The sequence below is a fragment of the Microbacterium sp. NPDC055910 genome (assembly GCF_042271185.1).
GTDB lineage: Bacteria > Actinomycetota > Actinomycetes > Actinomycetales > Microbacteriaceae > Microbacterium.
This window is the reverse complement of record NZ_JBHJZS010000004.1, coordinates 66,024-86,417: the sequence shown is the minus strand read 5'-3', so window position 1 is coordinate 86,417 and position 20,394 is coordinate 66,024. Positions and strand designations below refer to the sequence as shown.

Genomic DNA, 20,394 nt, shown 5'->3' with positions numbered 1-20,394 from the left:
GACGATTCTACGTTCGCGCGGAGGCGCTCGACGGCGTCACCAGGCGGTCCAGCCGCCGTCGACGGGCACATCGATGCCGGTGACGAACGAAGAGTACGGCGAGGCGAGGAACAGCAGCGCGGTGGCGAGCTCGTCGGCGCGCCCCACACGGCCGGCCGGCACACGCGCGGCGAGGGTGCGAAGGAACTCGGGGGCAGCGTTCTCCTGACGCGGAAACGGTCCCGGGCTCAGTGTGTTCACACGAATTCCCTGGCCGGCCAGGTGCACCGCGGCATGGCGTGCGTACTGCTTGAGGCCGGCCTTCGCCGCCCCGTAGTCGGGCGGGTTCTGGCTCTCGGGCGTCGGGTAGTTGCGCGGATCGGGACTCACCGAGCCGTACATAGACGCGACCGCGACGACGCTGCTCGGCAGCTCGCCGCCCGTGCGCCGCAGCGCCGGCTCGAACGCCTGCACGAGCTCGTGGGTCGCGCCGGCGGCCATCCCCGCGGCACGCGCGAAATCGGCGCCCATGACCGATGAGAACGATGCCGACCGCTGGTAGTGCGCGTTGCTCACCAGCACATCGAGCCGGTCGTGCTCCCGCGTGTAGGCCGCGGCGGCTTCGCGGATGGATGCCGCGTCCTCGACGTCGACGACGAGCCCGACCGCCCGCGCGCCCGACTCGGCGGTGAGCCGCTGAGCGGCATCCGCACAGCGCTCGGCGTCGCGGCCGGCGAGCCACACGTCGGCGCCCGCCCCCGCGAGCGCACGAGCGAACGCCGCACCTAGATGCCCCGTACCGCCGGTGACGAGCGCCACCCGGCCGGACAGGTCGAACAGCCGCCCTGCCGCGCTCGCGGCACCCTGCTCGTCCATGGTCATCCCTTCGTCCACGTCGTCGGATCGATGATGCGGAGCGGCACCTCGCCGAGAATCTCGGCGACTTCGACCGCCTCGGCCGCCGACAGCGGCGCTGCGGCGAACCGCATTACGAGGTCATCGAGCTGCTCCGGCCGCTCGCAACCCACGACGAAGGCGTCGATCCAGGGCTGCGCGCGTGCGAACGCGAGCGCCAGAGCCATCGTGTCACTCCTGCCGACGCGCCGGCGGGCTGCGTCGATGCGATCGAGCAGCGCTGCAGGATCGAACGCGGGCGCGGTCGGCCAGTCCTCGACCGGCACACGCCCGGTGAGCAGCCCCTGCAGGAAGACGCTCCGCGCCGTCACGTGCACGTCCGCGCGGCCGTGAGCCTGCTCGGCGAACGCCTCCCACCGGCGGTCGAGCATGTTGAACGGGATCTGCAGCGCGCCGACCTCTGGCAGGTCGAGCGCGCGGAGCGCCTGGTCGGGATGCTGCACGCTGACGCCGATCCGGCGCACGAGGCCGTCGGCGCGGAGCGCGCGCAGGGCGTCCCATGCCGCCGGCCGGAAGGCGTCGTCGGGGCGATGGAAAAGCACCGCGTCGAACGACGCTCCCCCACCGACGTCGGCGCCGATCCGCACTGCCGAACGCAGGACGGATGCCTCGACGGCGGACGGAAGCCCCGCGTCGGGCAGACCTTCGAGCGACGAGACCTTCGTGGCGACCGCGAGCCGGTCGCGATAGCCGCGGTCGAGGAATCGTCCGATCCGAATCTCCGAGGCGCCGTACCCCACCGCCGTGTCGACGAGATCGATGCCGTGCCGCACGGCGGCGCGCAGCAGTGCCGTCACCGTTTCGTCGTCGGGCATGCCGGTGTCGTTCGCGATGCCGTACGCCATGCCGAGCTGCACGCCGCCCAGCACGAGCTCGCTGCGGCCGGCGCGACGCGGCACCTGCGCGGCGCCCGTCGCGACGGCGAAGCGCTCCGAGAGACGTGTCCAGGGCACACCGACGGGGTCATCCGTGTGCGCCAGCACATCCGCGAGCACGACGTAGTCGTCGAAATTGTCGACGGTTGCGCGGCCGAACGAGTGCGTGCCCGGCGCCCGGGAGTCGTCGGCCGCGTAGGTTCGGCGGATCCACGGGGTGACGTGCTCGCGGTCGAACGCGGCGTCCGTCGAACGATCGGCTTCGCGCAGCGCCGCGACGTCGAACACCTCGACCGAAACGCCATAGGGCACGTCGCGATCCGAATCGGACACGCGATGGTAGCGAAGATCGCGCTGTCCGAGTTCGGCGACCGCCGTCTCGACCAGCTCGCCGTCGGGGATCACGTTGTCAGCGGTGAGCCGCACGACGATGTCGTCGTCGTCGAGATCGGCCGTCGCGAGCACGAAGCGACGAAGGGTGTCGTCGAGGGGGCCGCGCACGGAGCGGATGCCGTGCCCATCGAGCATCGAGACGATGTGCGCGTCTTCGGGCGCCTCGCTCGTTGCGACGACGACGTCGGCGCCCCGGTTCGCCGCGCGCAGCGCGACGAGGGCCGTCAACGGGAGTCCGCCCGCCGACAGGAGGGCCTTAGCGGGGAGCCGCGAAGACGAGAGCCTCGACTGGATCACGACCCGCACCGTCACCGGGAGACTTCCAGCTGCTCGTGGGTGCGCACGACGCGCTGCGCCAAGGCGCCGAACCCGGCTGCCGTCTCACGCCAGTCGGCTCGGGCTTCGACGGCGCGTCGCACCCGGCACGAGGCGACTGCGCGCTCGGCCCGCGGAGTCGCCGCGCGCAGCCGCGTCGCGAGCTCGGATGCAGAGCCGAGCGCGAACGGCTCGACGGCATCCGCGAGCAGCCATGCGCGGTTGCCGGGGATGTCGCTCACCGCCGCGGGGGTACCGCTGGCCATCGCCTCGAGGAGCGAGATCGAGGTGCCGTCGGTCGTCGACGTGCTGACGTACAGGTCGGCCGTGCGATAGAGGTCGGCGAGCCGCGCGTTGTCGGTCTCGCCGACGAACCGCACGCGGTCGGCCAGGCCCGCGGCGTCGACCACTGAGCGCAGGTGAACGGTCTCGCTCCCGGAGCCGGCGATGATCGCGTGGATGCGCGGTTCGTCCGCGACGAGCGCGAGGGCGTCGGCGAGGGTGCCCACCGAGTAGATCGGCTCGTGGCGACGCGTCGAGAGGATGACGACGTCATCGCGATCGAGCCCGAGATCGTCGCGCAGGTCGGCGCCCTCGGGGTGGAACCGCTCGAGGTCGACGCCCCACGGGAACTGCATCGTGCGATCCTCCGGGAATCCGAGAGCCGCGGCGGCCGCGCGGCCGGGATCGCTATCGACGAGCAGCACCGTCGAGGCGGCGATCGATCGGGCGACGCTCGCGCCCGCGGCCCCGCCCCGCTCCAGGTCCTGCAGCAGGTCGTAGCCCCACGACGTGCCCAGGAGCGGCCCGTTCCAGGCGCGTCGGACGTTCTCGACGACATGGGTGAGCGGTCCTGCCTGCACGAGGTCGACCGGCCCTTCGCCGAGCAGTGCGGCGAGGTCTTGCCAGACGGCCGCACGCGGGTCTGCGACGTCGTCGCGCGACACCGAAACCGACCCCACCTCCGCGCCCGCTGCGCGCCACGCCGCGACGAAGCGGTCGTCGTGGCCACTCCATCCCTGGGTGACGTACGCGAGGCGCACGGAGGTCACGTGTGCTCGATGTCCTCGGGGCGGATCCCCTCGTCCTCGCCGACGGCACGGCGCAGCGCCGCACCGACGGCATCCGCGAGGCGATCGGCGGGGATCAGGTCGGGCGTGGCCGGACGCACGACGACGAGATCCTCGCGCCTCAGCACGGTTCCCGCGACGAGATCGCGCGCCGCACGCACGCCGCGGCGCTGGATCACGACGGTCTCGGACTCGTTGGCCTCGACGCGCTTCACGGTGTCGCCGAGGGCAGCCTCGAGGTCCCGTGCGCTGTCGACCATGGCGCGCCACGACGCGGGGTCCATCGAGAACGCGTGGTCGGGGCCCTCTCGGGTGGTGTCGTCGGTGAAGTGCTTCTCGATGACGCGTGCGCCCAGCGCGATGGCGCCCAGCACCGAGGTGTGCCCCGCCGTGTGATCGGACAGACCGAGCACGACATCGGGGAACAGCGCCGCGTACGACGAGAGCACGCGCAGCGACAGGAAACGCATGTTGTCGGCCGACGCCGTGTAGTTGGTGTTGCACTGCATCAGCACGAGCTCGGGGTTGACGGCGCGGATCACGTCGACCGCCGCCACAACGTCGCCGAGCGAGGCTGCGCCGGTCGCGAGGAGCATCGGCTTGCCCTTGCGCGCCGTATGGTCGAGCGACTCGAGCCACGTGATGTCGCCCGAGCCGATCTTGAATGCCGGCACGTAGGGATCGAGCATATCGACCGCCTCGAGGTCGTACGCGGCCGAGAAATAGGCGATACCCGCCTCGTCGCAGGCGGCGCGCAGGGCGGGCGTCCACTCGTGCGGGATGGAGGCATCGGCGTAGACGTCGAACACCGACTTGCTCCATTTCGACTGGTGACTCACGCCCCCGAGCTCGTCGAAGCCGCGGCGCGAGACGATCTTCGGTGCGGTGAAGTTCTGGAACTTCGCCGCGTCTGCGCCGGCCTGCGCCGCGAGGTGGATCAGGTCGACCGCCCTCGAGAGCTCGCCGTCATGGCTCGCCGCGATGTCGGCGATGAAGTAGGTCGGGTCGTCGGGTCCGACGCTGCGATCCGCGATTCTCATGGTCACGGGCCCTCTCCGGGCGCGAATGCCCGCACACGCCCGGGAAGATCCCGAGCCAGATCATCGTATGCGGCATCCAGTCCCGCCGCCTGTCCGGGGAGGTCGCCCACCGTCGCGCGATACCGCGACGTGTCGAGCGACAGGTCGTTCCCGCGGGCGAGTTCCAGCACCGCCCGCGACTCGATCGGCTCGACTCTCTCGGGATCCCACGCGAACCGCCGCGCGATCGCCCGGCCGAAGTCGAACTTCGTCGTGCTCTCGCACGAGACGACGTGGAGGATGCCGGAGGCCTCCGCCTCCTGCGCGGCGACGAGCGCGTCGACGAGAAATCCCGCGTACAGCGTCGACACCGTCACATCGGTGAAGCCGCCGACGGTCTTCCCCGCGCGCAGGGCGTTGACGAAGAACTCGAGCAGGCTGCGCCGGCCAGACGGGCTCCAGCCGTAGAAGTTGACGCGCGCCACGAGCGCATCGGAATGGACGTCGAGCACGGCGGCCTCGGCATCCCGCTTCGTCCGGCCGTAGACCGATGTCGGCGAGGTCGGGTCCGTCTCGCGGTACCCACCGCGCTCCCCGTCGAAGACGGCGTCGGTGGAGATGTGGATGAAGGCCGCACCCTCGCGTCGCGCCTGCGCCGCGAGGTCCGCCGCGGCGGTGACGTTCAGCTCGTACGCCGCATCGGGGTCGCGCTCGCACTCCTCGTGCGATGCCAAGGCCGCGGTGTGCAGCACGACGGCGGGGCCCGACGCGGCGACGAGTCCGGCACGCCCGTCGGCTGACCGCAGGTCGCGCGCCAGATGCGGAGCCGAGGCTCCCGCGGGCGGCCGCCTGCTGACCCCGACGACGTCGACACCGCGATCGGCGAGCCGCGTCGCCGCCGTGGCTCCGAGCAGACCCGAGACTCCTGTGACCAGCCAGGACAATGCGCACCCTCCCCCGTCCGCGCCATGCGGCGGAGGATCCGCCGAGCGAGCGTCCGTTCGCGCGGCCAGCATACCCAAGCGACCGCAGGCCCCACTGATAGGCTGTGGAGGTTGACCACGCAGTCAGAAAGGCGACAACGTGTCGATTCTCAAAGGCTCCTCGCTGCTCGTTACGGGCGGGACCGGGTCCTTCGGAAAAGCCTTCATCCGAAGCATCCTCGATGCCGGCCTTCCTGAGCGGGTCGTGATCTACTCGCGCGACGAGTTGAAGCAGTACGAAGCACGGCTCGCCTTCGGCGACGACCCCCGTCTGCGCTGGTTCATCGGCGACATCCGCGACGAGGCACGGCTCCGCCGGGCGATGCACGGCGTCGACCACGTGGTGCACGCGGCGGCGCTCAAGCAGGTCGACACTGCTGAGTACAACCCGTTCGAGTTCGTGCGCACCAACATCATTGGCTCGCAGAACGTCATCGAGGCCGCGATCGACTCGGGCGTGAAGAAGGTCGTGGCGCTGTCGACCGACAAGGCGTCGAGCCCGCTCAACCTCTACGGCGCGACGAAGCTCGCCGCCGACAAGCTCTTCCAGTCGGCGAACCACTACGCCGCGGGCTACGACGCCCGGTTCTCGGTCGTGCGCTACGGCAACGTCATGGGCAGTCGCGGTTCCGTCGTGCCGTTCTTCCGCAAGCTCGCTGAGGCGGGCCAGCCCCTCCCCATCACCGACGCCCGCATGACGCGCTTCTGGATCACGCTCCCCCAGGCCGTGCAGTTCGTGCTCGACAGCTTCGACACGATGAACGGCGGCGAGCTCTTCGTGCCGCGCATCCCCAGCACGCGCGTCGTCGACATCGCCGAGGCGATCGCCCCCGGCGCCGAGCTCGTCGACATCGGCATTCGCCCGGGCGAGAAGCTGCACGAGGAGATGATCTCGGCCGACGACAGCCGCCGCACGCTCAAGCTCGCCGATCGCTACGTCGTGCTCCCCACGATCGCCAATTGGGGCTTCGTCGCACCCGAGGGCGAGCCGGCCCCCGACGGGTTCGCCTACCGCTCCGACAGCAACGACGAATGGCTCACCGTCGACGAGATCCGCGAGGCGATCGCCGGGCTGGACGCCGCCGCAGGAAGCTGATCGACGCCGTGTCGACTCTTGACCGCGGTCGCAGCCGTGCACGCGGGAGCGCTTCGTGCGGGCGCTGAACCTGCTCTACCGTGAGCTGCTCGCGGCCGCTCCCCCCGGTGCCGCCCGCTTCGCACGCCGCTACTCGGTGACCCTCGGATTCCTCTCGATCCTCGACGCCGCCGCGCTGGGGCTCCTCGCGCTCATCGTCGGCCCCATCGCGTCGGGGTCGACTCCGACCCTCCCGGTCATCGGAAGGCTCGAAGGCGCGAGCGTCTTCATCACGCTGGGCATCGTGTGCCTGCTCATCGTCGTCAAAGGCGGGGCCGCCTCGGTCCTGCTCTGGATCGCCACGAGGCGCTTCGCGCGCTTCGAGTTCGAGATCGGTGCTCGCCTGTTCGGCGCGTACATCTCGGCCCCGTGGGCCGAGCGGCTGAAGAAGAACTCGTCCGACCTCATCCGGCTCACCGACAGCAGCCTGTCGCTCGCGGTCGGGGGCTTCCTCCTGCCGGGTTCGACCGTCGTCGGCGAGGCCATGAGCCTCGTGGCGATCCTGGTGGTGCTCGCCATCGCCTCTCCGGGGATCGCGATCGTCGCGATCGCCTTCGTCGCGGTGCTGGGCGCCGTGCTGTACGTCTGGATCGCCCGCAACGCCCGTGTCGCGGGCCGCGTCAACCTCGCCGCGACACTGCGCACGTCTCGGCTTATGACCGAGATGGTGGGCGCTCTCAAAGAACTCACGCTGCGCGGCAAAGAGCCCGAGATGACGGCCGTCGTCGGCGATGCGCGCTCGCAGGCGACGCGGGCGCGCGGCAACATCCATTTCCTCAATCAGGTCCCCCGGTACGTGCTCGAAGCGGGAGTCGTCGTGGGCATCGCGCTCGTCGGAGTCGTCGGCTTCACCTTCGGCGGCCCGACCGGCGCCCTGAGCGCCGTCGCCCTGTTCGGGCTTGCCGGCTTCCGGATGACACCCGCCGTCATCCGCCTGCAGGCGATCGCGTCGCAGATGGCCGCGAACGCCCCGCAGGCACGGGCGATCCTCGACGAGATCCACGCCTCCGAGGCCTCCGTCGAGGCTCCGAGCGAGACCCGGGACGACGGCATCCCGACCGCTCCCGAGCTGCTGATCCTCGACAGCGTCGGGTTCCGGTACGCACCGGATGCCGCGCCCGCCGTCGACGACGTCTCGCTGCAGATCCCCTTCGGCTCGACGGTCGCTTTCGTCGGGTCGTCGGGTTCGGGAAAATCCACGACGGTCGACCTGATCCTGAGCCTCCTCTCGCCGACCTCGGGGGCCATTCGCATCGACGAGACGCCGCTGCGCGACGTCAGCACGTCGTGGAAGCAGCACGTCGGCTACGTGCCCCAAGAAGTCGCACTGTTCGACACAACGGTCGGCCAGAACGTCGCGCTCACGTGGAAGGACGACTACGACCGGGATCGCGCCGTCGACGCCCTCCGTCGGGCCCAGGTGTGGGACGTGTTCGACGCCCGCGGCGGGCTCGACAGCCCGATCGGCGAGCGCGGACTCTCCCTGTCGGGCGGTCAGCGCCAACGCCTCGGAATCGCGCGCGCCCTCTACGCCGACCCCTACGTGCTCGTAATGGACGAGGCGACGAGCGCTCTCGACACGTCGACCGAGGCGGCCGTCACCTCCGCGATCGGCGCCCTTCACGGCCGGACGACCGTCATCGTCGTCGCGCACCGGCTCGCGACCATCCAGCACGCCGACCGGATCTTCTTCATGCGCGAGGGGCGGGTGACGGCCCAGGGCACGTTCGCCGAGCTCGTGCGCGACGAGCCCGACTTCGCCCGTCAGGCGATGCTCGCGGGTCTCACACAGGGCGAGCTGTGACCGCGCCGACGTCGGAGTCCGTGAGCGGAGTTGTCGCATTCGAAGACTCGCGTCACGATTCGCTGTACACGGTACTGCCAGGTGCGGACTGGCACGTGTGGCCGCTCGTCCGGTGGCCACTCGTCACCGGCGCCGTAGACGCGGAGCTCGCGACACACGCCCCCGTGCACACCGGCACCCCCCGCATCTTCGACGAGATCCGCAGCGCCGCGGCTGGACTCGCCGTGGGGCGCGGGAGCCTCGGCCGCATGCCCGCTCACAGGCGATTCCTCTTCGTCACGGGTGGAGTCACGGTCCATCCCACGCCGGAAGGCGAACGCAACTGGCTCGCCGACGCATACCTTGCCGCAGCGCCGGAAGAATCGGTGCTCCTCACCGATGCGATCAGACCGCGAGGTCGCACGCGCCGCACTGCCTTCCCCGCGACCTTCACGACGAGCGCTGCATTGGTGGGCGGCGAGCTCGCCGATCGGCTCCCGCGCGGGCGCCGCGCCGACGTCGATGCGGCTCGCCGAGCGGTGGACGACCTCGTCGACGCCTTCGAGCCCTTCCTCCCTGTTCCGATTCCGCAAGAGGCGCGAGGCATCGCCGTCCAGCGGCTCCTCCGCGCCGACCGTCGCCACCGCACCCTGAGACGTGTCACGGAACGACTCGACCCCGACGTGGTCCTCATGGAGGACGCCTCCTACGGCAGCAGATCCCCCTCTGTCGAGTGGATGCGACGACAGGGAATCACCGTCGTCGAGCCTCAGCACGGGTGGATCGGGGGCGCGCACGGCGCGTACAACTTCGGCGCCGCCATGTGGGACGACGAGCTTCGGGACTCACTTCCGTCGGAGCTCCTCCTGTTCGGCGAGTTTTGGGGACGTGACCTCGCCCACCCCGCGCGACCGGTCATCATCGGAAAGCCTCATCTCGAGACCGCCGCCGCGAAGATCCGCGAGAAGGGGCAGCGCTCGCGACGAGCGATCGTCGTCTCCAGCGTGTACCGCCGCGAATCGATGATGGATCTGACACTGCGCGTGCGCGATGTCCTGCCGAGTGACTGGACCGTCGCGTTCCGCCCGCATCCGTCCGAACGGGCCACCGTCGAAGAGCTTTACCCTCGGCTCGCCGGTGCGCACCGCGTCGAGTTCGACCGCATTGCCGATGTCTACGAGAGCCTGGGCGATGCTCGCATCGTGGTCGGCACGGCGAGCACGGTTCTGTATGAGGCACTGCGCTTCGATGTGGACGTGCTCGTCATGCAGAGCCCGCTGACGGCGATGTACGCACCCGCTGACGTCTTCGGCCCCTCGATCTCGGACGACTCGCAGCTCAGTCGCGCAATTGCGTCGGCCGTCGACGGCTCTCGGCGCACGCACGCCGTGAACGCGGCCTCGATCTGGGCACCGCGCGCGTCCGAGAACGCTGCAGCTTACCTCGCGTCTGCAGGCGCCCGTAGCGATTCGACTTCGGCCACCGACGGATAGGTGATCAGCACCGCCCGGTGCTTGCCGTTCAGAACGAAGGCGCCGCCGGCGGCGACGCCACTCGCACCCGCGGCGAGCCCCTCTCGGAAGTCGTCCATGCCTCGGGCCCCTCCCAGGGCGACGACGGGGATGTCGACGGCCGCGGCGACCGCGGCGATCTGCTTCACGTCGTAACCCGAGAAGGTGCTCTCGCGATCGACGGACGAGAGCAGGATCTCGCCGGCACCGAGCGCTTCGGCGCGACGTGCGAGGTCCACGGGACCGATCCCAAGCGACGTGGTGCCGTGGACGGCGACCGTGTCGTACCCCGTCAGTCGCTTGCGGAAGTCGACGCTCACGACCGTGCTCGACGAGCCGAGCGACTGCGAGACCTCCGAGACCAGATCCGGGCGACGTGCCATCGCGGAACCCAGGACGACCTTCTCGATGCCGAGGCCGACGATGCGCTCGGCCTCGGAGACCGCCGCGATCCCGCCGCCGTAGCCCACCGGCATGAATGCTTCGGTCGCGATCTCCTCGATCAATCCATAGTCGATCGGGCGCCCCTTCACCGACGCGTCGATGTCGCAGATGAAGAGCTCGTCCACGCGCTTCTCGTTGAAGATCTTGACGGCGTTGATCGGATCGCCGATGTACTTGGATCGACCGAATTTGACCGGCTTGACGAGGTAGCCGTCGCTGATGGTCAGGACGGGGATGACGCGGGGAAAGGCCGTCATGCTGCAGCGAAGTTCGTCAGGAGCCGCATGCCGAAGGCGTGGCTCTTCTCGGGGTGGAACTGCGCGCCGGCGATGTTGTCGCGTCGCACCATGGAGGTGAATTCCGCTCCGTGAGGCGTCCTGGCGAGGACGTGCTCGGGAGCGGTCGGCACCACGTGATAGCTGTGGACGAAGTAGAAGCGCGGATCATCCAGCTCGTCGAACAGCGCATCCGGACGCGCCGGGGTGACCGTGTTCCAGCCCATGTGCGGCACTCTGACCCCGGCAGAAGGCTCGAAGCGCGTAGCCGTGCCCTCGATCAGACCCAGGCCGCTGGAGACACCCTCCGCGCTGGAGTCCATCAGCAGCTGCATTCCGAGGCAGACGCCCAGGACGGGCTTGCCCGTCGCGGCGAAGTCGCGGATGGCCGAGGTCAGTCCCTTGCCTTCGAGGCGGGCGGTCGCCTGGTCGAACGCGCCGACGCCGGGAAGGAGCAGCCGGTCGCTCGCCGCCACTTCCTCCGGTGTGGAGACAAGGCGCGCATCGACTTCGATCCGCCGGAACATGTTGAGGACGGACCCGAGGTTCCCCATTCCGTACTGGATGACTCCGACGGTCAACGCATGACCTTCGTGACCCCCGGGAACTTGCCCGAGACCCGCAGCGCGAGGTCCCAGAGCCACTTCTCGTTCGGATACTCGAGATGATCCACGGGCGCCTGGTCCAGGATGCGGCGGAACTCCTCGGCGGAGACGCCGAGCTTCTTGGCGATGAACTCTTCGTCCTGTCGACGCAGGGCATCGTCGTAGTCCGAGACCGCGAGCTGTGCGAGGGCGTCCTCCCGATCGATCTGACCGGACAGGATGAGCGACGAGAGATGGGCCTTGCGCTTGTCGAATCCGAACTTCGTCGGCAGGTAGTAGCCCTGGAAGTACCGCGTGAAGACCGACTCGTAGTGCTTGCCGCCGTAATCGCGCCATCCGAGCTCATCGGCGATCGCCTGCTTGGCCTCGGTCTTGTAGTACGGCATGTAGTTGAGGAGCGCGACGGTCGTGATCCCGCGGGCACGCGGGTACCAGACGTAGCGGCCGAAGAGACCCATGGTCGGGTACGTGCGCAGCTTCACCGAGCCGAACCGGCGCTGGATCCCCTTGACGTGGCGCACGTCGGCGGCGCTGTAGCCCCACGACTTCGGGAGGATCGACTCCGTCGCGTAGTTGCTGCCCGTGAGGATGTACTTGATCCCGTACTTCGCGGCCTGTCGATAGGCGACCGCAGGGAAGGCGTGATCGGTCGGAATGTCGCAGTTGGCGACGGATGCCTTGAAGAACGACAGCTGGAGGTCGCGCATCTCGCGCCAGTCGACGACGTCGGTGTAGAGATCGAGGTCGAGCTTCTTGACGATGCGCTCGATGTTGCTGACGGCCAGCTCGGAGTTCCAGCCGCTGTCGAAATGCACCGCGAGCGGCCGGAGGCCGAGCTTGACGGCCTGAAGGACGAGGTACGAGCTGTCCACACCTCCGCTGACCCCGATGACGCAGTCGTACGGCTTGCCCTCGCCGGACCGCTTGATCTTGTCGACGATGGCGGACAGCTCGTCGGCACGACCGCCCGTCTGCGCGCGCTCGACCCGGTCTGCAAACAGCTCGTCGAAGCGCAGCGCGTGACTCGAAACGCCGGCATCGTCGAACCAGACGTCGGGGTCCGTCGTGTCCATGACGGTCCTCGTGCACACCTGGGTGACCGTTGCAAGGCTCACGTGCATCCTCCTTGGGAGGGCGCTGATGCACCCCCTGCTCGCGAAATTGTACCCAAGGCGCCTGAGCGACCGCCGACCGCACGCGGCCATGCGCCACCGCCTGTCTCGACGCGCCGAACACTCTGCCAGAATGGAAGACATGCCTTCTGCTGCCCCGGGCACCTCCGCGAAGCCCGACCAGGAGACCTGGGTGGTGATCCCGCTCTATAACGAGGCGTCGGTCATCGGCGAGGTCATCGCCGAGTTGAAGCCGGAATTCACGAACATCGTCTGCGTCGACGACGGCTCGACCGACGGTTCGGCCGCTGCCGCGCGCGCAGCGGGCGCGTTCCTCGTCGAGCACCCCGTCAACCTCGGTCAGGGCGCGGCGCTGCAGACCGGCATCGAGTTCGCGCTCGCGCATCCCTCCTGCGCCTACATCGTCACCTTCGACGCCGACGGACAGCACCGCGTCGAGGACGCCGTCGGGATGGTCGCGATCGCGCGCTCGCACAATGCCGCGATCATCTTCGGCTCGCGCTTCCTCGACGATCGCACCAAGCCCGGGCTGCTCAAGCGCGTAATCCTCAAGACCGCTGTTTGGGTGACGAACATGACGACCGGGATGCGCCTCTCCGACGCACACAACGGGCTGCGCGCCCTGCGGCGCGACGCCGCCGAGAACGTGCACCTCAAGCAGGACCGCATGGCGCACGCGACAGAGATCGTCCTCCAGCTCGGCCGCTCGGGCCTCCCCTGGGAGGAATACCCGGTCGAGCTCCTCTACACCGATTACTCCAAGGCCAAGGGCCAGAGCGTGCTCAACTCCGTGAACATCCTCGTCGACCTGATCGTGAGGTGATCCCATGTGGATCCAGATCATCCTGATCGTCGCCATCCTGGCGCTCGGGTACGCGTTCTTCCGCCGGCCCGGCAGCGACAGCCACCTCGCGATCCAGCGGCTCCTGCTGCTCGCGTTCGTGGTGATCGCCGTGCTCTCGGTGCTCTTCCCCACGTGGCTGTCGTGGCTCGCCAACCTGCTCGGCGTCGGCCGCGGCACCGACCTGCTCCTGTACGGCCTGCTCGTCGTGTTCCTCGTCTTCGTCTACACGCAGTACCGACGCAACGTCGACCTGAATCGGCGCATCACGCAGCTCAGCCGACGCATCGCGCTCGACGAAGCGCTCGCCCGTGAGAAGGCGACGGCCGACGACCGCGCGAGCGACGACTAGCGGCGGATCAGCCGCACGCGGTGACGCGCCACAGGCTCGCGTCGCCTTCGCGGGCCACGAGCTCGAAGCCGTCCCGCCCGTCGAACCCCGACATGGCGGGGATGACGTAGCGACCCGGGGTCGCCTCGCCCGGCCCGAAGTCGAGCACGTACTCGGCTCCGATATCGTCCAGCGCCGCGCAGACCTCCGGGTTGTCGGCGACGTCGCGCAACTCCTGCGAGATCAGGTCGAATTCCTCGGTGCGCGGCGGCGACCAGGTCCTCGGGTAGACGTCGCGATCGGTGAGGACGTACCCGAATGCGATGCCCGTCGACGGGTTGCCGACGGCCACCGCGCCCTCGGGCATCAGGTCGTCCAGCTGGGCGAAGAGCGCCAGCTCGTCGGCCGAGAGGTGGCTTGAGCGCGTGACCTCGTACCGCGTCTCGTCCTCGGTGATGCCCGTGTAGACGCGTCGCATCTGCACGACGGGCGCGACGGCGACGGCGAGGAGTCCGACGATCGCGATGACCGCGACCGCGCCCATCGCGCCGGACCCCGCCTGACGAGGGGCGGCGACCGCCCGCGCCGCCCATGCGGCGATCGCGGCGGCGCCGACCGCGGCCAGCGGCACGACGGTCAGCGGAGCAAGGGCCGCCAGGCGGTAGGGGTCGCCGTACCAGACGCCAAGGAGCAGGTCGCGCAGCGCGGGTGACGCGACGGACGCGGCGATCGCGTAGAGGCCCGAGAAGATGAGCCAGACCGCGAGGATCCACCGCAGCGCCGCGGTGCGCACGGCGATCACGATGCCGACGATCAGGAGCAGGCTCACGCCCCACAGGAACGGGAGCATGACCTGGCCGTTGAACAGGATGTCGGCGATCGTCCGCCATCGTCCTTGGAATGTGCCCCACGTCGATCCGGATGTGCCGCGCGCGAGGAACAGCCACGCCGCCGTGACGGCGAGCAGCGCCGCCACGATGCCGACGGCGCGAAGCAGACGGGCCCGCCCGCCGAGGTCGCGCCAGCCCGCCAGCATCCACCACACCACGACACAGGCGCCCATGATCGCGAACGCCAGCACGGTGGACGGCTGCGCGATCGCGATGCCCACGGCGGCGATCGCGAGAAGGAGGATCGCGCCGACGATGCCGCGCGCCGAGAGCCGATCGGGCTGCCGGCGCTCGCGCCAGGAGGGCAGCGAGAGCAGGAGACCCACGGCACCGGGGAGGATCGCGAGCGACAGCGCGTACGGGTAGACGACGCCCCACTCGAACATCAGGTAGGGGAAGGTCAGCGTGAGGGCGGAGAGCACACCGGCCAGCGCCGTCGCGGGAGCCGATCCGCCGGTCGCCCGGTTCGTCATCCACGCGATGCCCAGGGGCCAGACGACCGCCGCGAGGGCGATCGAGAGCACGTTGGCCGCCACGACGGGCTCGGCGCCCGAGAGCAGAGAGGTGAAGGATGCCAGCGCGTGCCAGGCCGCGGGATAGAACGCCTCGCGCCCGATGACCCCGCTGATGTCGAAGGACGATGCCGAACCCGTCTCGGCGATGAATCTCAGGGAGTTGAGGTGGAAGATCGCGTCGTTGGTCTGCGAGACGTTCGCGGGCGCGCCGATGTAGATGCCCAGGCGGACGGCGATGAGGATCGCGCCCGCGGCGAGCCCCACGCCGATCAGGAGCCGATCGGCTCGCACCCGTGCGGGTCGGTCGGGAGTCGGACGACCGAGGAGGACGGCCACGCCCCAGACGGCCGCGCTCAGCACGAGGCAGCCGAGCGTCGCCGACAGCGCCGTCCAGGCGATGCCCGCGAAGCCGAGGACCGTCGCCGTGACGGCGACCATGGCCGTGCTCAGCGCCGGTGCCACCGCCCAGAGCGCGAGGCCGCGGAGGCGAAAGGCGAGGGCCGCGATGAGGCCCGGGACGAACAGGACGACGAGGGCGACGAGGAATGCGGGGATCGCGAGAAGCCAGTCCACGCTCACGCCTCCAGCGCCGCGAGCGCCTCTTCGACGGGGCCGTCGAAGATGATCTCGCCGCGCTTGACGACGACGCCGCGGGTGCACAGCTCGCGCACCATCGTCGCATCGTGGCTGACCACGACGAGGGTCTTGCGCTGCGCGATGAGCTCTTCGAACTTCAGTCGGCACTTCTCGCGGAAGGGCGCGTCGCCCACCGAGAGGATCTCGTCGACGAGGAGGATGTCGAGCTCGACGTGGATCGCGACCGAGAACGCGAGGCGCATGAACATGCCCGACGAGTAGTGCTTGACCTCCTGGTCGATGAACTCCTCGATCTCGCTGAACGCGACGATGTCGTCGTAGCGCTCCTCGATCTCCCTGCGGGTCATACCGAGGATCGCGGCGTTGAGGAAGACGTTCTCGCGACCGGAGAGCTCCGGGTGGAAGCCCGCGCCCACCTCGATGAGGCCGGCAACGCGTCCGCGTGTGAGCACCTGGCCGGCGTCGGGCTGCATGACACCCGAGACGAGCTTGAGTAGCGTCGACTTGCCCGAGCCGTTGAGGCCGAGGATCGCGACGGACTCGCCCTCGTCGATGACGAGGTCGACGCCCTTGAGGGCGTCGAACGAGCTCGTGAGCCGGCGACCGCGCACCCAGCTGACCAGGGTGTCCTTCAGCGAGAACGCGTGGTTGAGGGTGAAGGTCTTGCGCACGCTGTCGACGATGACGCTCGGGCGCGAGGGAGTGATCTGACTGGTCATAGCGCCTGCGCGAACCTTCCCTCGAGACGGCGGAACACCGTCTGGCCGATCGCGACCGTCGCGATCACGATCAGGAAGGTCCACAGCGTGTTGATCCCCAGCATCGGCGGAAGCGGGATGTCGGCCGCGTTGCCCGGGGTCGCGGTGATCGGGTACCAGAAGGCGTAGTGGAAGAGCTCGACCGCCTGCGTGATCGGGTTGAGCATGTAGACCTCGAGGAGCCACGCCGGGAGCACGTCGCGCACCATCGTCCAGCTGTAGAGCACGGGCGACGCCCAGGTCGCCAGCAGGAGGAAAAGCTCCACGATGTTCTCGGCGTCGCGGAACCGCACGTTCACCGCGCCGAAGAACAGGCCGAGGCCGAGCGAGAAGAGCATCACCAGCAGCATTCCGGCGATGATCGCGAGGATCGCGAGGAACGAGAGCTTGACGATCCAGCCGAAGAAGAGGCAGACGATGAGCAGCAGCGCGACCTGTGGCAGGAAGTGCACGAACGCGACCACGACCGAAGACACGGCGAACAGCTGCCGGGGCAGGTAGACCTTGCGCACCAGCGAGGCGTTGTTGACGATCGACGTCGTCGCGTTCTTGAACCCCTCGCTGAAGAGATTGATGACGACGATGCCCGAGAAGAGGTAGATCGCGTAGTTCGGGATGCCCTTGTTGAGGTCGAGGAAGATCCCCAGCACGACGAAGAAGACCAGGAACTGCGCGGCGGGCCGCACGTACGACCACGTCCAGCCGAGCACGCTATTGCGGTAGCGGGTGGTGACTCCCGTGCGCACGAGCAGGCGCAGCAGGTAGTGCCAGCGGAAGACGTCGAGCAGCCCTCGGCTGCGGCCGGGGGTGTCGAACGCGCTGCGGGGCACGGTTGCGAAGAGTTCGGGGTTGTCGCTCACGTCTGTCAGTTCTCGAGGCATGAGGGTCGCTCCCTCGGTGCAAACCATCACATTCTAGGTGACCCGCCCCCGCTCAGAGTTCGGCGTGGAGCTGCCACACGCGGCCGGCCGCCTCACGCCACGAGAAGGCGCGTCCGCGATCGCCAGCGAGCACGCCGAGACGCCCCGCGGAATCGACAGACGACAGCGCATCCCCGAGGGCGTCGCCGAGCTCGCCGGCATCCGCCCCTGCGACAAGCACGCCGCCGTCGACGATGACTTCGCGGTGCACGGCCGAGTCCGCCGCGATGACGGGCACGCCGAGCGTGAGCGCGTCGACGACCCGCCACGGGAACGCCGCGCGATGCGATGGGGCGACGAAGGCGACGGATGCGCCGTAGACCGCGGCACGATCGCCCGGATCGAGCGTGCCGCGCACGTGCAGCCGTCGCTCGGGCAGACCCGCGGCGGACGCGAGTTCGGCGACGGCGGGCTCGTGCCCCTCGTCGACGTCGATCACGACGACCGGCAGGTCGACGCCCGATGCGGCGACGGCCGCGAAACCAGCGGAGAGAGCATCGGAGGGCAGGGGGCCACCCGCGAGCAGCACGAACCCTTCGGGCAGGTCGAGCGCGCGACGGCGGCCCACCTCGTCGGTCGGCACCGCGAACCCGCGCGGCGACGCGCCCGCGATCACGCGGATCCGGTCGCCGAGCTTGGGCGCGATCTGCCGGATGCCGTCGGCGAGCGAATGCGTGGGCACGACGACGGCATCGGCGTGCTTGACCGCACGCTTGACCATCGCCTTCTGCCACCCCGCAGACCCACGGCCCACCTCGTCGGGCGTCTCCCACGCGGCGAGGCTCCACACCGTCACGACGGTCTGGTCGCTGTCGTGCATCCGGTCGTGCCGCACGAGCGGAGCCAGCAGCGTCGGGGAATGGATCATGCCCCCGCCGATCCCGAAACCGATCCCCCGCTGCAGCGCCGTCGCGAGCTCACGGCGCGCGAGGGCGAGTCGGCGCACGTCGGCGAGGCCGGGCACAGCGTCGAACTCCGGCCCTGCCGGCACGATCGCCGCCACCTCGCAGCGGTCGGGCGCCCCGGCGATGAGGGCCTGCGTCAGTTCGCGCGATGCTTCGGCGAGATCGCGGTCGGTGGGCGCGACCATCTGGTCGAGCATCACCCGCAGCGTCGCCACCATGCGATGAGCCTAATGGCGTGCGCGGCCGTTGCCGGGGAGCGGCGCGGGTGGTCTCGTGACGCCTATTCGGTCGGCGTCGGAGTCGGAGGATGCAACGCGGTGCGCACGAGTTGCTGGATGTGCGGATAGTCCGGGTTGTACTCGTCGATGCCGTGATCGGGCGTCAGCTCGATCGTCGTCACGGGGTGCTCCCTGGCCTTGATCGCGAGCTCGACGAGGAACGGGATGAGCGACTGCGGCAGATCCGTCTCGACGATGTCGGCACCCGCGTTCGCGACGTCTTGGAAGCGGGTGAGCACGGTCTGCGGAGTGAACTGTGCGAGCATCGCCTGCTGCAGGATGCGCTGACGCTCCATGCGGTCGAAGTCGCTCGTCGTGTAGCGCGATCGGGCGTACCACTGGGCGGTGTCGCCGTCCATGTGCTGCGTTCCCGCCTCGATCCAGCCGATCGCCCATTCCGCGGCGGGCTGTCCCGGATACGCCGGTCCGCCGCCCTTGGGCAGGCGTTCGGCGACCGTGATCTCGACACCGCCGAGCGCATCGATGAGCGACGCGAAACCGTGCATGTCGATGAAGACGTAGTACGGGATCGTGATGCCGAGGATTCCCTCTGCGGCATCCTTCGTCGCCTCGATCCCCGGCGCCGAGCCTTGGGCGGCAGCATCCGGATACAGGGCGTTGCCGTCCTGACACACCTCGACCTCGGTGCGCAGCTGGTTGATGCCGCTCCCCCACCCGCAGTTCGGGTCGGTGTGACTGGCATGCCCGTTCGGGTATTTGTCCTGCATCGGGCCGGGCGCGAAGGGGAAGTTCGGCATGTCACGAGGGATGCCGGTGATCGTCGTCGCCCCCGTGTCGGCGTTGACCGACACGACCGAAATGCTGTCGAAGCGCATCGAATCGCGGCCTTCGCCGCTGTCGGCGCCGAGCAGGAGGATGTTGTAGTAGCCGTCATCGGGCGGAACCGACGGTCCGCTCTCGCCGAAGATGATGCCGATCGTGTCGCGCGTGACGCCCGCGATGTTGGCGGCATAGGCCGCCGATCCGCCCGAGACGACGAGCAGCACGACGGCGAGCAGCGCGATGCCGAAGCGGGCGAGCCCGCCCGTCTTGACCAGGCGCACGAGCCGCAGCGTGTCGATCGTCAACACGATCCAGAGCACGGCGTAGCCGATCAACACGACCTGCACGGCGAGCAACGCGAACCAGTTCGTCGCGACCGTGAGGAAGACGCTCTGCCACAGCAGGGCGCACAGGGCCGTGAGCACGACGGCGACCCACAGCACGATCGTCGCGGCGAGTCCGAACCGGCCGAGCCGGCGGTTGCCCGCGAGCACCTGCGCCGACCCCGGGATGACGAAGTTGCACAGCACGAGCCACCAGCCGCGCCGCGACATGAACGCCGGCGACCGGGTGTCGGGGTTGCGCAGCGGGCGATCCTCGACGAGCCTCGCGGTGCTGTAGGGCGCAGCGGCGCCGGGTCGCGGCGGGCTCGCCACGCTCACAGGGAGTCCTTCAGCCGCCGGTTCTTGTCTTCGACCTGCCCCTCGAGTTCGCGCGCATACGCTTCGACGGCGTCTGCGAGCGCAGCATCCGCCCCTCCGAGCATGCGCACGGCGAGCAGTCCCGCGTTCTTCGCGCCGTTGATCGACACGGTCGCCACCGGGATGCCGGCGGGCATCTGCACGATGCTGAGGAGCGAGTCGAGGCCGTCGAGCGTTGCGAGCTGCACGGGAACGCCGATGACGGGCAGAGCGGTGACCGAGGCGAGCATGCCCGGCAGGTGTGCGGCGCCGCCCGCTCCGGCGATGATGACGCGGATGCCGCGGGCCCGGGCCTCGCGCCCGTAGCGGATCAGCTTGTCAGGGGTGCGGTGGGCCGAGACGACTTCGACCTCGTGCGCGACGCCGAAGTCGGTGAGCAGCTGGGACGCGTCGCTCATGACGCGCCAATCGGAGTCGGAGCCCATGACGACGCCGACCAG

Annotated in this window: 19 protein-coding genes; 5 read left to right on the top strand and 14 right to left on the bottom strand. The window is 69.5% G+C overall.

Annotated features, from left to right (window positions below; genetic code table 11):
* Positions 1-36: 36 nt before the first annotated feature.
* The 5 genes from ACFC3F_RS03460 to ACFC3F_RS03440 are packed head-to-tail and all read right to left on the bottom strand — an operon-like array spanning position 37 to position 5,510.
* Entirely contained in the window at positions 37-861 is an 825-nt protein-coding gene (locus ACFC3F_RS03460; protein WP_376126701.1) for an SDR family NAD(P)-dependent oxidoreductase, read from the bottom strand.
* A complete protein-coding gene (locus tag ACFC3F_RS03455; protein ID WP_376126699.1) occupies positions 858-2,459 on the bottom strand; it encodes an aldo/keto reductase in 1,602 nt (533 codons plus the stop codon). Before ACFC3F_RS03455 ends, ACFC3F_RS03460 begins: the two co-directional genes overlap by 4 nt.
* Positions 2,460-2,470: 11 nt before the next feature.
* Entirely contained in the window at positions 2,471-3,529 is a 1,059-nt protein-coding gene (locus tag ACFC3F_RS03450) for a glycosyltransferase (RefSeq protein WP_376126696.1), read from the bottom strand.
* A complete protein-coding gene (locus ACFC3F_RS03445) occupies positions 3,526-4,587 on the bottom strand; it encodes an N-acetylneuraminate synthase family protein (protein ID WP_376126830.1) in 1,062 nt (353 codons plus the stop codon). Before ACFC3F_RS03445 ends, ACFC3F_RS03450 begins: the two co-directional genes overlap by 4 nt.
* A gap of 2 nt (positions 4,588-4,589) precedes the next feature.
* Positions 4,590-5,510: an SDR family oxidoreductase gene (locus ACFC3F_RS03440; RefSeq protein WP_376126693.1), complete on the bottom strand. Its 921-nt coding sequence runs from the start codon at positions 5,508-5,510 to the stop codon at positions 4,590-4,592.
* A 139-nt stretch (positions 5,511-5,649) separates the two neighbouring features.
* On the opposite strand from ACFC3F_RS03440, the gene pseB reads away from it, so the two are divergent.
* Genes pseB through ACFC3F_RS03425 form a run of 3 tightly spaced genes read left to right on the top strand, consistent with a single transcriptional unit; the run spans position 5,650 to position 9,960 of the window.
* On the top strand, positions 5,650-6,645 hold the full coding sequence (pseB, locus tag ACFC3F_RS03435; RefSeq protein ID WP_376126690.1) for a UDP-N-acetylglucosamine 4,6-dehydratase (inverting): 996 nt from the start codon (positions 5,650-5,652) through the stop codon (positions 6,643-6,645).
* A 55-nt stretch (positions 6,646-6,700) separates the two neighbouring features.
* A complete protein-coding gene (locus ACFC3F_RS03430; RefSeq protein ID WP_376126688.1) occupies positions 6,701-8,488 on the top strand; it encodes an ABC transporter ATP-binding protein in 1,788 nt (595 codons plus the stop codon).
* 20 nt (positions 8,489-8,508) lie between these two features.
* Complete coding sequence (locus tag ACFC3F_RS03425; RefSeq protein ID WP_376126685.1) at positions 8,509-9,960, top strand: hypothetical protein; 1,452 nt, start codon at positions 8,509-8,511, stop codon at positions 9,958-9,960.
* On the opposite strand, the gene ACFC3F_RS03420 is transcribed toward ACFC3F_RS03425, so the two are convergent.
* From ACFC3F_RS03420 to ACFC3F_RS03410, 3 genes are read right to left on the bottom strand one after another with little or no spacing between them, the layout of a single operon-like run.
* Entirely contained in the window at positions 9,906-10,679 is a 774-nt protein-coding gene (locus ACFC3F_RS03420; RefSeq protein WP_376126682.1) for a HisA/HisF-related TIM barrel protein, read from the bottom strand. The two genes, ACFC3F_RS03425 and ACFC3F_RS03420, sit on opposite strands and share 55 nt — an antisense overlap.
* On the bottom strand, positions 10,676-11,341 hold the full coding sequence (hisH, locus tag ACFC3F_RS03415) for an imidazole glycerol phosphate synthase subunit HisH (protein ID WP_376126679.1): 666 nt from the start codon (positions 11,339-11,341) through the stop codon (positions 10,676-10,678). The genes ACFC3F_RS03420 and hisH overlap by 4 nt, the downstream gene beginning before the upstream one ends.
* Positions 11,275-12,417, bottom strand: coding sequence for an N-acetyl sugar amidotransferase (locus tag ACFC3F_RS03410; RefSeq protein ID WP_376126678.1), 1,143 nt, complete (start codon positions 12,415-12,417; stop codon positions 11,275-11,277). The genes hisH and ACFC3F_RS03410 overlap by 67 nt, the downstream gene beginning before the upstream one ends.
* A gap of 139 nt (positions 12,418-12,556) precedes the next feature.
* Here ACFC3F_RS03410 and ACFC3F_RS03405 point away from each other — a divergent pair, with 139 nt between their 5' ends.
* Both ACFC3F_RS03405 and ACFC3F_RS03400 read left to right on the top strand, forming a co-directional pair.
* Positions 12,557-13,258 (top strand): glycosyltransferase family 2 protein, encoded by a 702-nt coding sequence (locus tag ACFC3F_RS03405; RefSeq protein WP_376126675.1) that lies wholly within the window; start codon positions 12,557-12,559, stop codon positions 13,256-13,258.
* 4 nt (positions 13,259-13,262) lie between these two features.
* Positions 13,263-13,628 carry a DUF2304 domain-containing protein gene (locus tag ACFC3F_RS03400; protein ID WP_376126674.1) on the top strand — a complete coding sequence of 122 codons (366 nt, stop codon included), beginning with the start codon at positions 13,263-13,265 and terminating at the stop codon, positions 13,626-13,628.
* A 7-nt stretch (positions 13,629-13,635) separates the two neighbouring features.
* Here ACFC3F_RS03400 and ACFC3F_RS03395 read toward each other — a convergent pair whose 3' ends face one another.
* From ACFC3F_RS03395 to purE, 6 genes are all read right to left on the bottom strand, one after another.
* Entirely contained in the window at positions 13,636-15,585 is a 1,950-nt protein-coding gene (locus tag ACFC3F_RS03395; protein WP_376126672.1) for a DUF6541 family protein, read from the bottom strand.
* A gap of 2 nt (positions 15,586-15,587) precedes the next feature.
* Complete coding sequence (locus ACFC3F_RS03390; RefSeq protein WP_376126669.1) at positions 15,588-16,328, bottom strand: ABC transporter ATP-binding protein; 741 nt, start codon at positions 16,326-16,328, stop codon at positions 15,588-15,590.
* Positions 16,325-17,248: an ABC transporter permease gene (locus ACFC3F_RS03385; RefSeq protein ID WP_376126666.1), complete on the bottom strand. Its 924-nt coding sequence runs from the start codon at positions 17,246-17,248 to the stop codon at positions 16,325-16,327. Before ACFC3F_RS03385 ends, ACFC3F_RS03390 begins: the two co-directional genes overlap by 4 nt.
* A 52-nt stretch (positions 17,249-17,300) precedes the next feature.
* Positions 17,301-18,410 carry a glycosyltransferase gene (locus ACFC3F_RS03380; protein ID WP_376126664.1) on the bottom strand — a complete coding sequence of 370 codons (1,110 nt, stop codon included), beginning with the start codon at positions 18,408-18,410 and terminating at the stop codon, positions 17,301-17,303.
* 62 nt (positions 18,411-18,472) lie between these two features.
* Positions 18,473-19,915: an LCP family protein gene (locus tag ACFC3F_RS03375; RefSeq protein ID WP_376126661.1), complete on the bottom strand. Its 1,443-nt coding sequence runs from the start codon at positions 19,913-19,915 to the stop codon at positions 18,473-18,475.
* Entirely contained in the window at positions 19,912-20,379 is a 468-nt protein-coding gene (purE, locus tag ACFC3F_RS03370) for a 5-(carboxyamino)imidazole ribonucleotide mutase (RefSeq protein WP_376126828.1), read from the bottom strand. The genes ACFC3F_RS03375 and purE overlap by 4 nt, the downstream gene beginning before the upstream one ends.
* Positions 20,380-20,394 lie beyond the last annotated feature (15 nt).

Bases quoted from the DNA above. Each gene is read 5' to 3' on its own strand.
- ACFC3F_RS03400 (WP_376126674.1), top strand. From the start codon at position 13,263: ATGTGGATCCAGATCATCCTGATCGTCGCCATCCTGGCGCTCGGGTAC.
- ACFC3F_RS03420 (WP_376126682.1), bottom strand. From the start codon at position 10,679: ATGACGGCCTTTCCCCGCGTCATCCCCGTCCTGACCATCAGCGACGGC.
- ACFC3F_RS03380 (WP_376126664.1), bottom strand. From the start codon at position 18,410: ATGGTGGCGACGCTGCGGGTGATGCTCGACCAGATGGTCGCGCCCACC.
- ACFC3F_RS03405 (WP_376126675.1), top strand. From the start codon at position 12,557: ATGCCTTCTGCTGCCCCGGGCACCTCCGCGAAGCCCGACCAGGAGACC.
- ACFC3F_RS03385 (WP_376126666.1), bottom strand. From the start codon at position 17,248: ATGCCTCGAGAACTGACAGACGTGAGCGACAACCCCGAACTCTTCGCA.
- ACFC3F_RS03390 (WP_376126669.1), bottom strand. From the start codon at position 16,328: ATGACCAGTCAGATCACTCCCTCGCGCCCGAGCGTCATCGTCGACAGC.
- ACFC3F_RS03445 (WP_376126830.1), bottom strand. From the start codon at position 4,587: ATGAGAATCGCGGATCGCAGCGTCGGACCCGACGACCCGACCTACTTC.
- purE (WP_376126828.1), bottom strand. From the start codon at position 20,379: ATGGGCTCCGACTCCGATTGGCGCGTCATGAGCGACGCGTCCCAGCTG.
- ACFC3F_RS03460 (WP_376126701.1), bottom strand. From the start codon at position 861: ATGACCATGGACGAGCAGGGTGCCGCGAGCGCGGCAGGGCGGCTGTTC.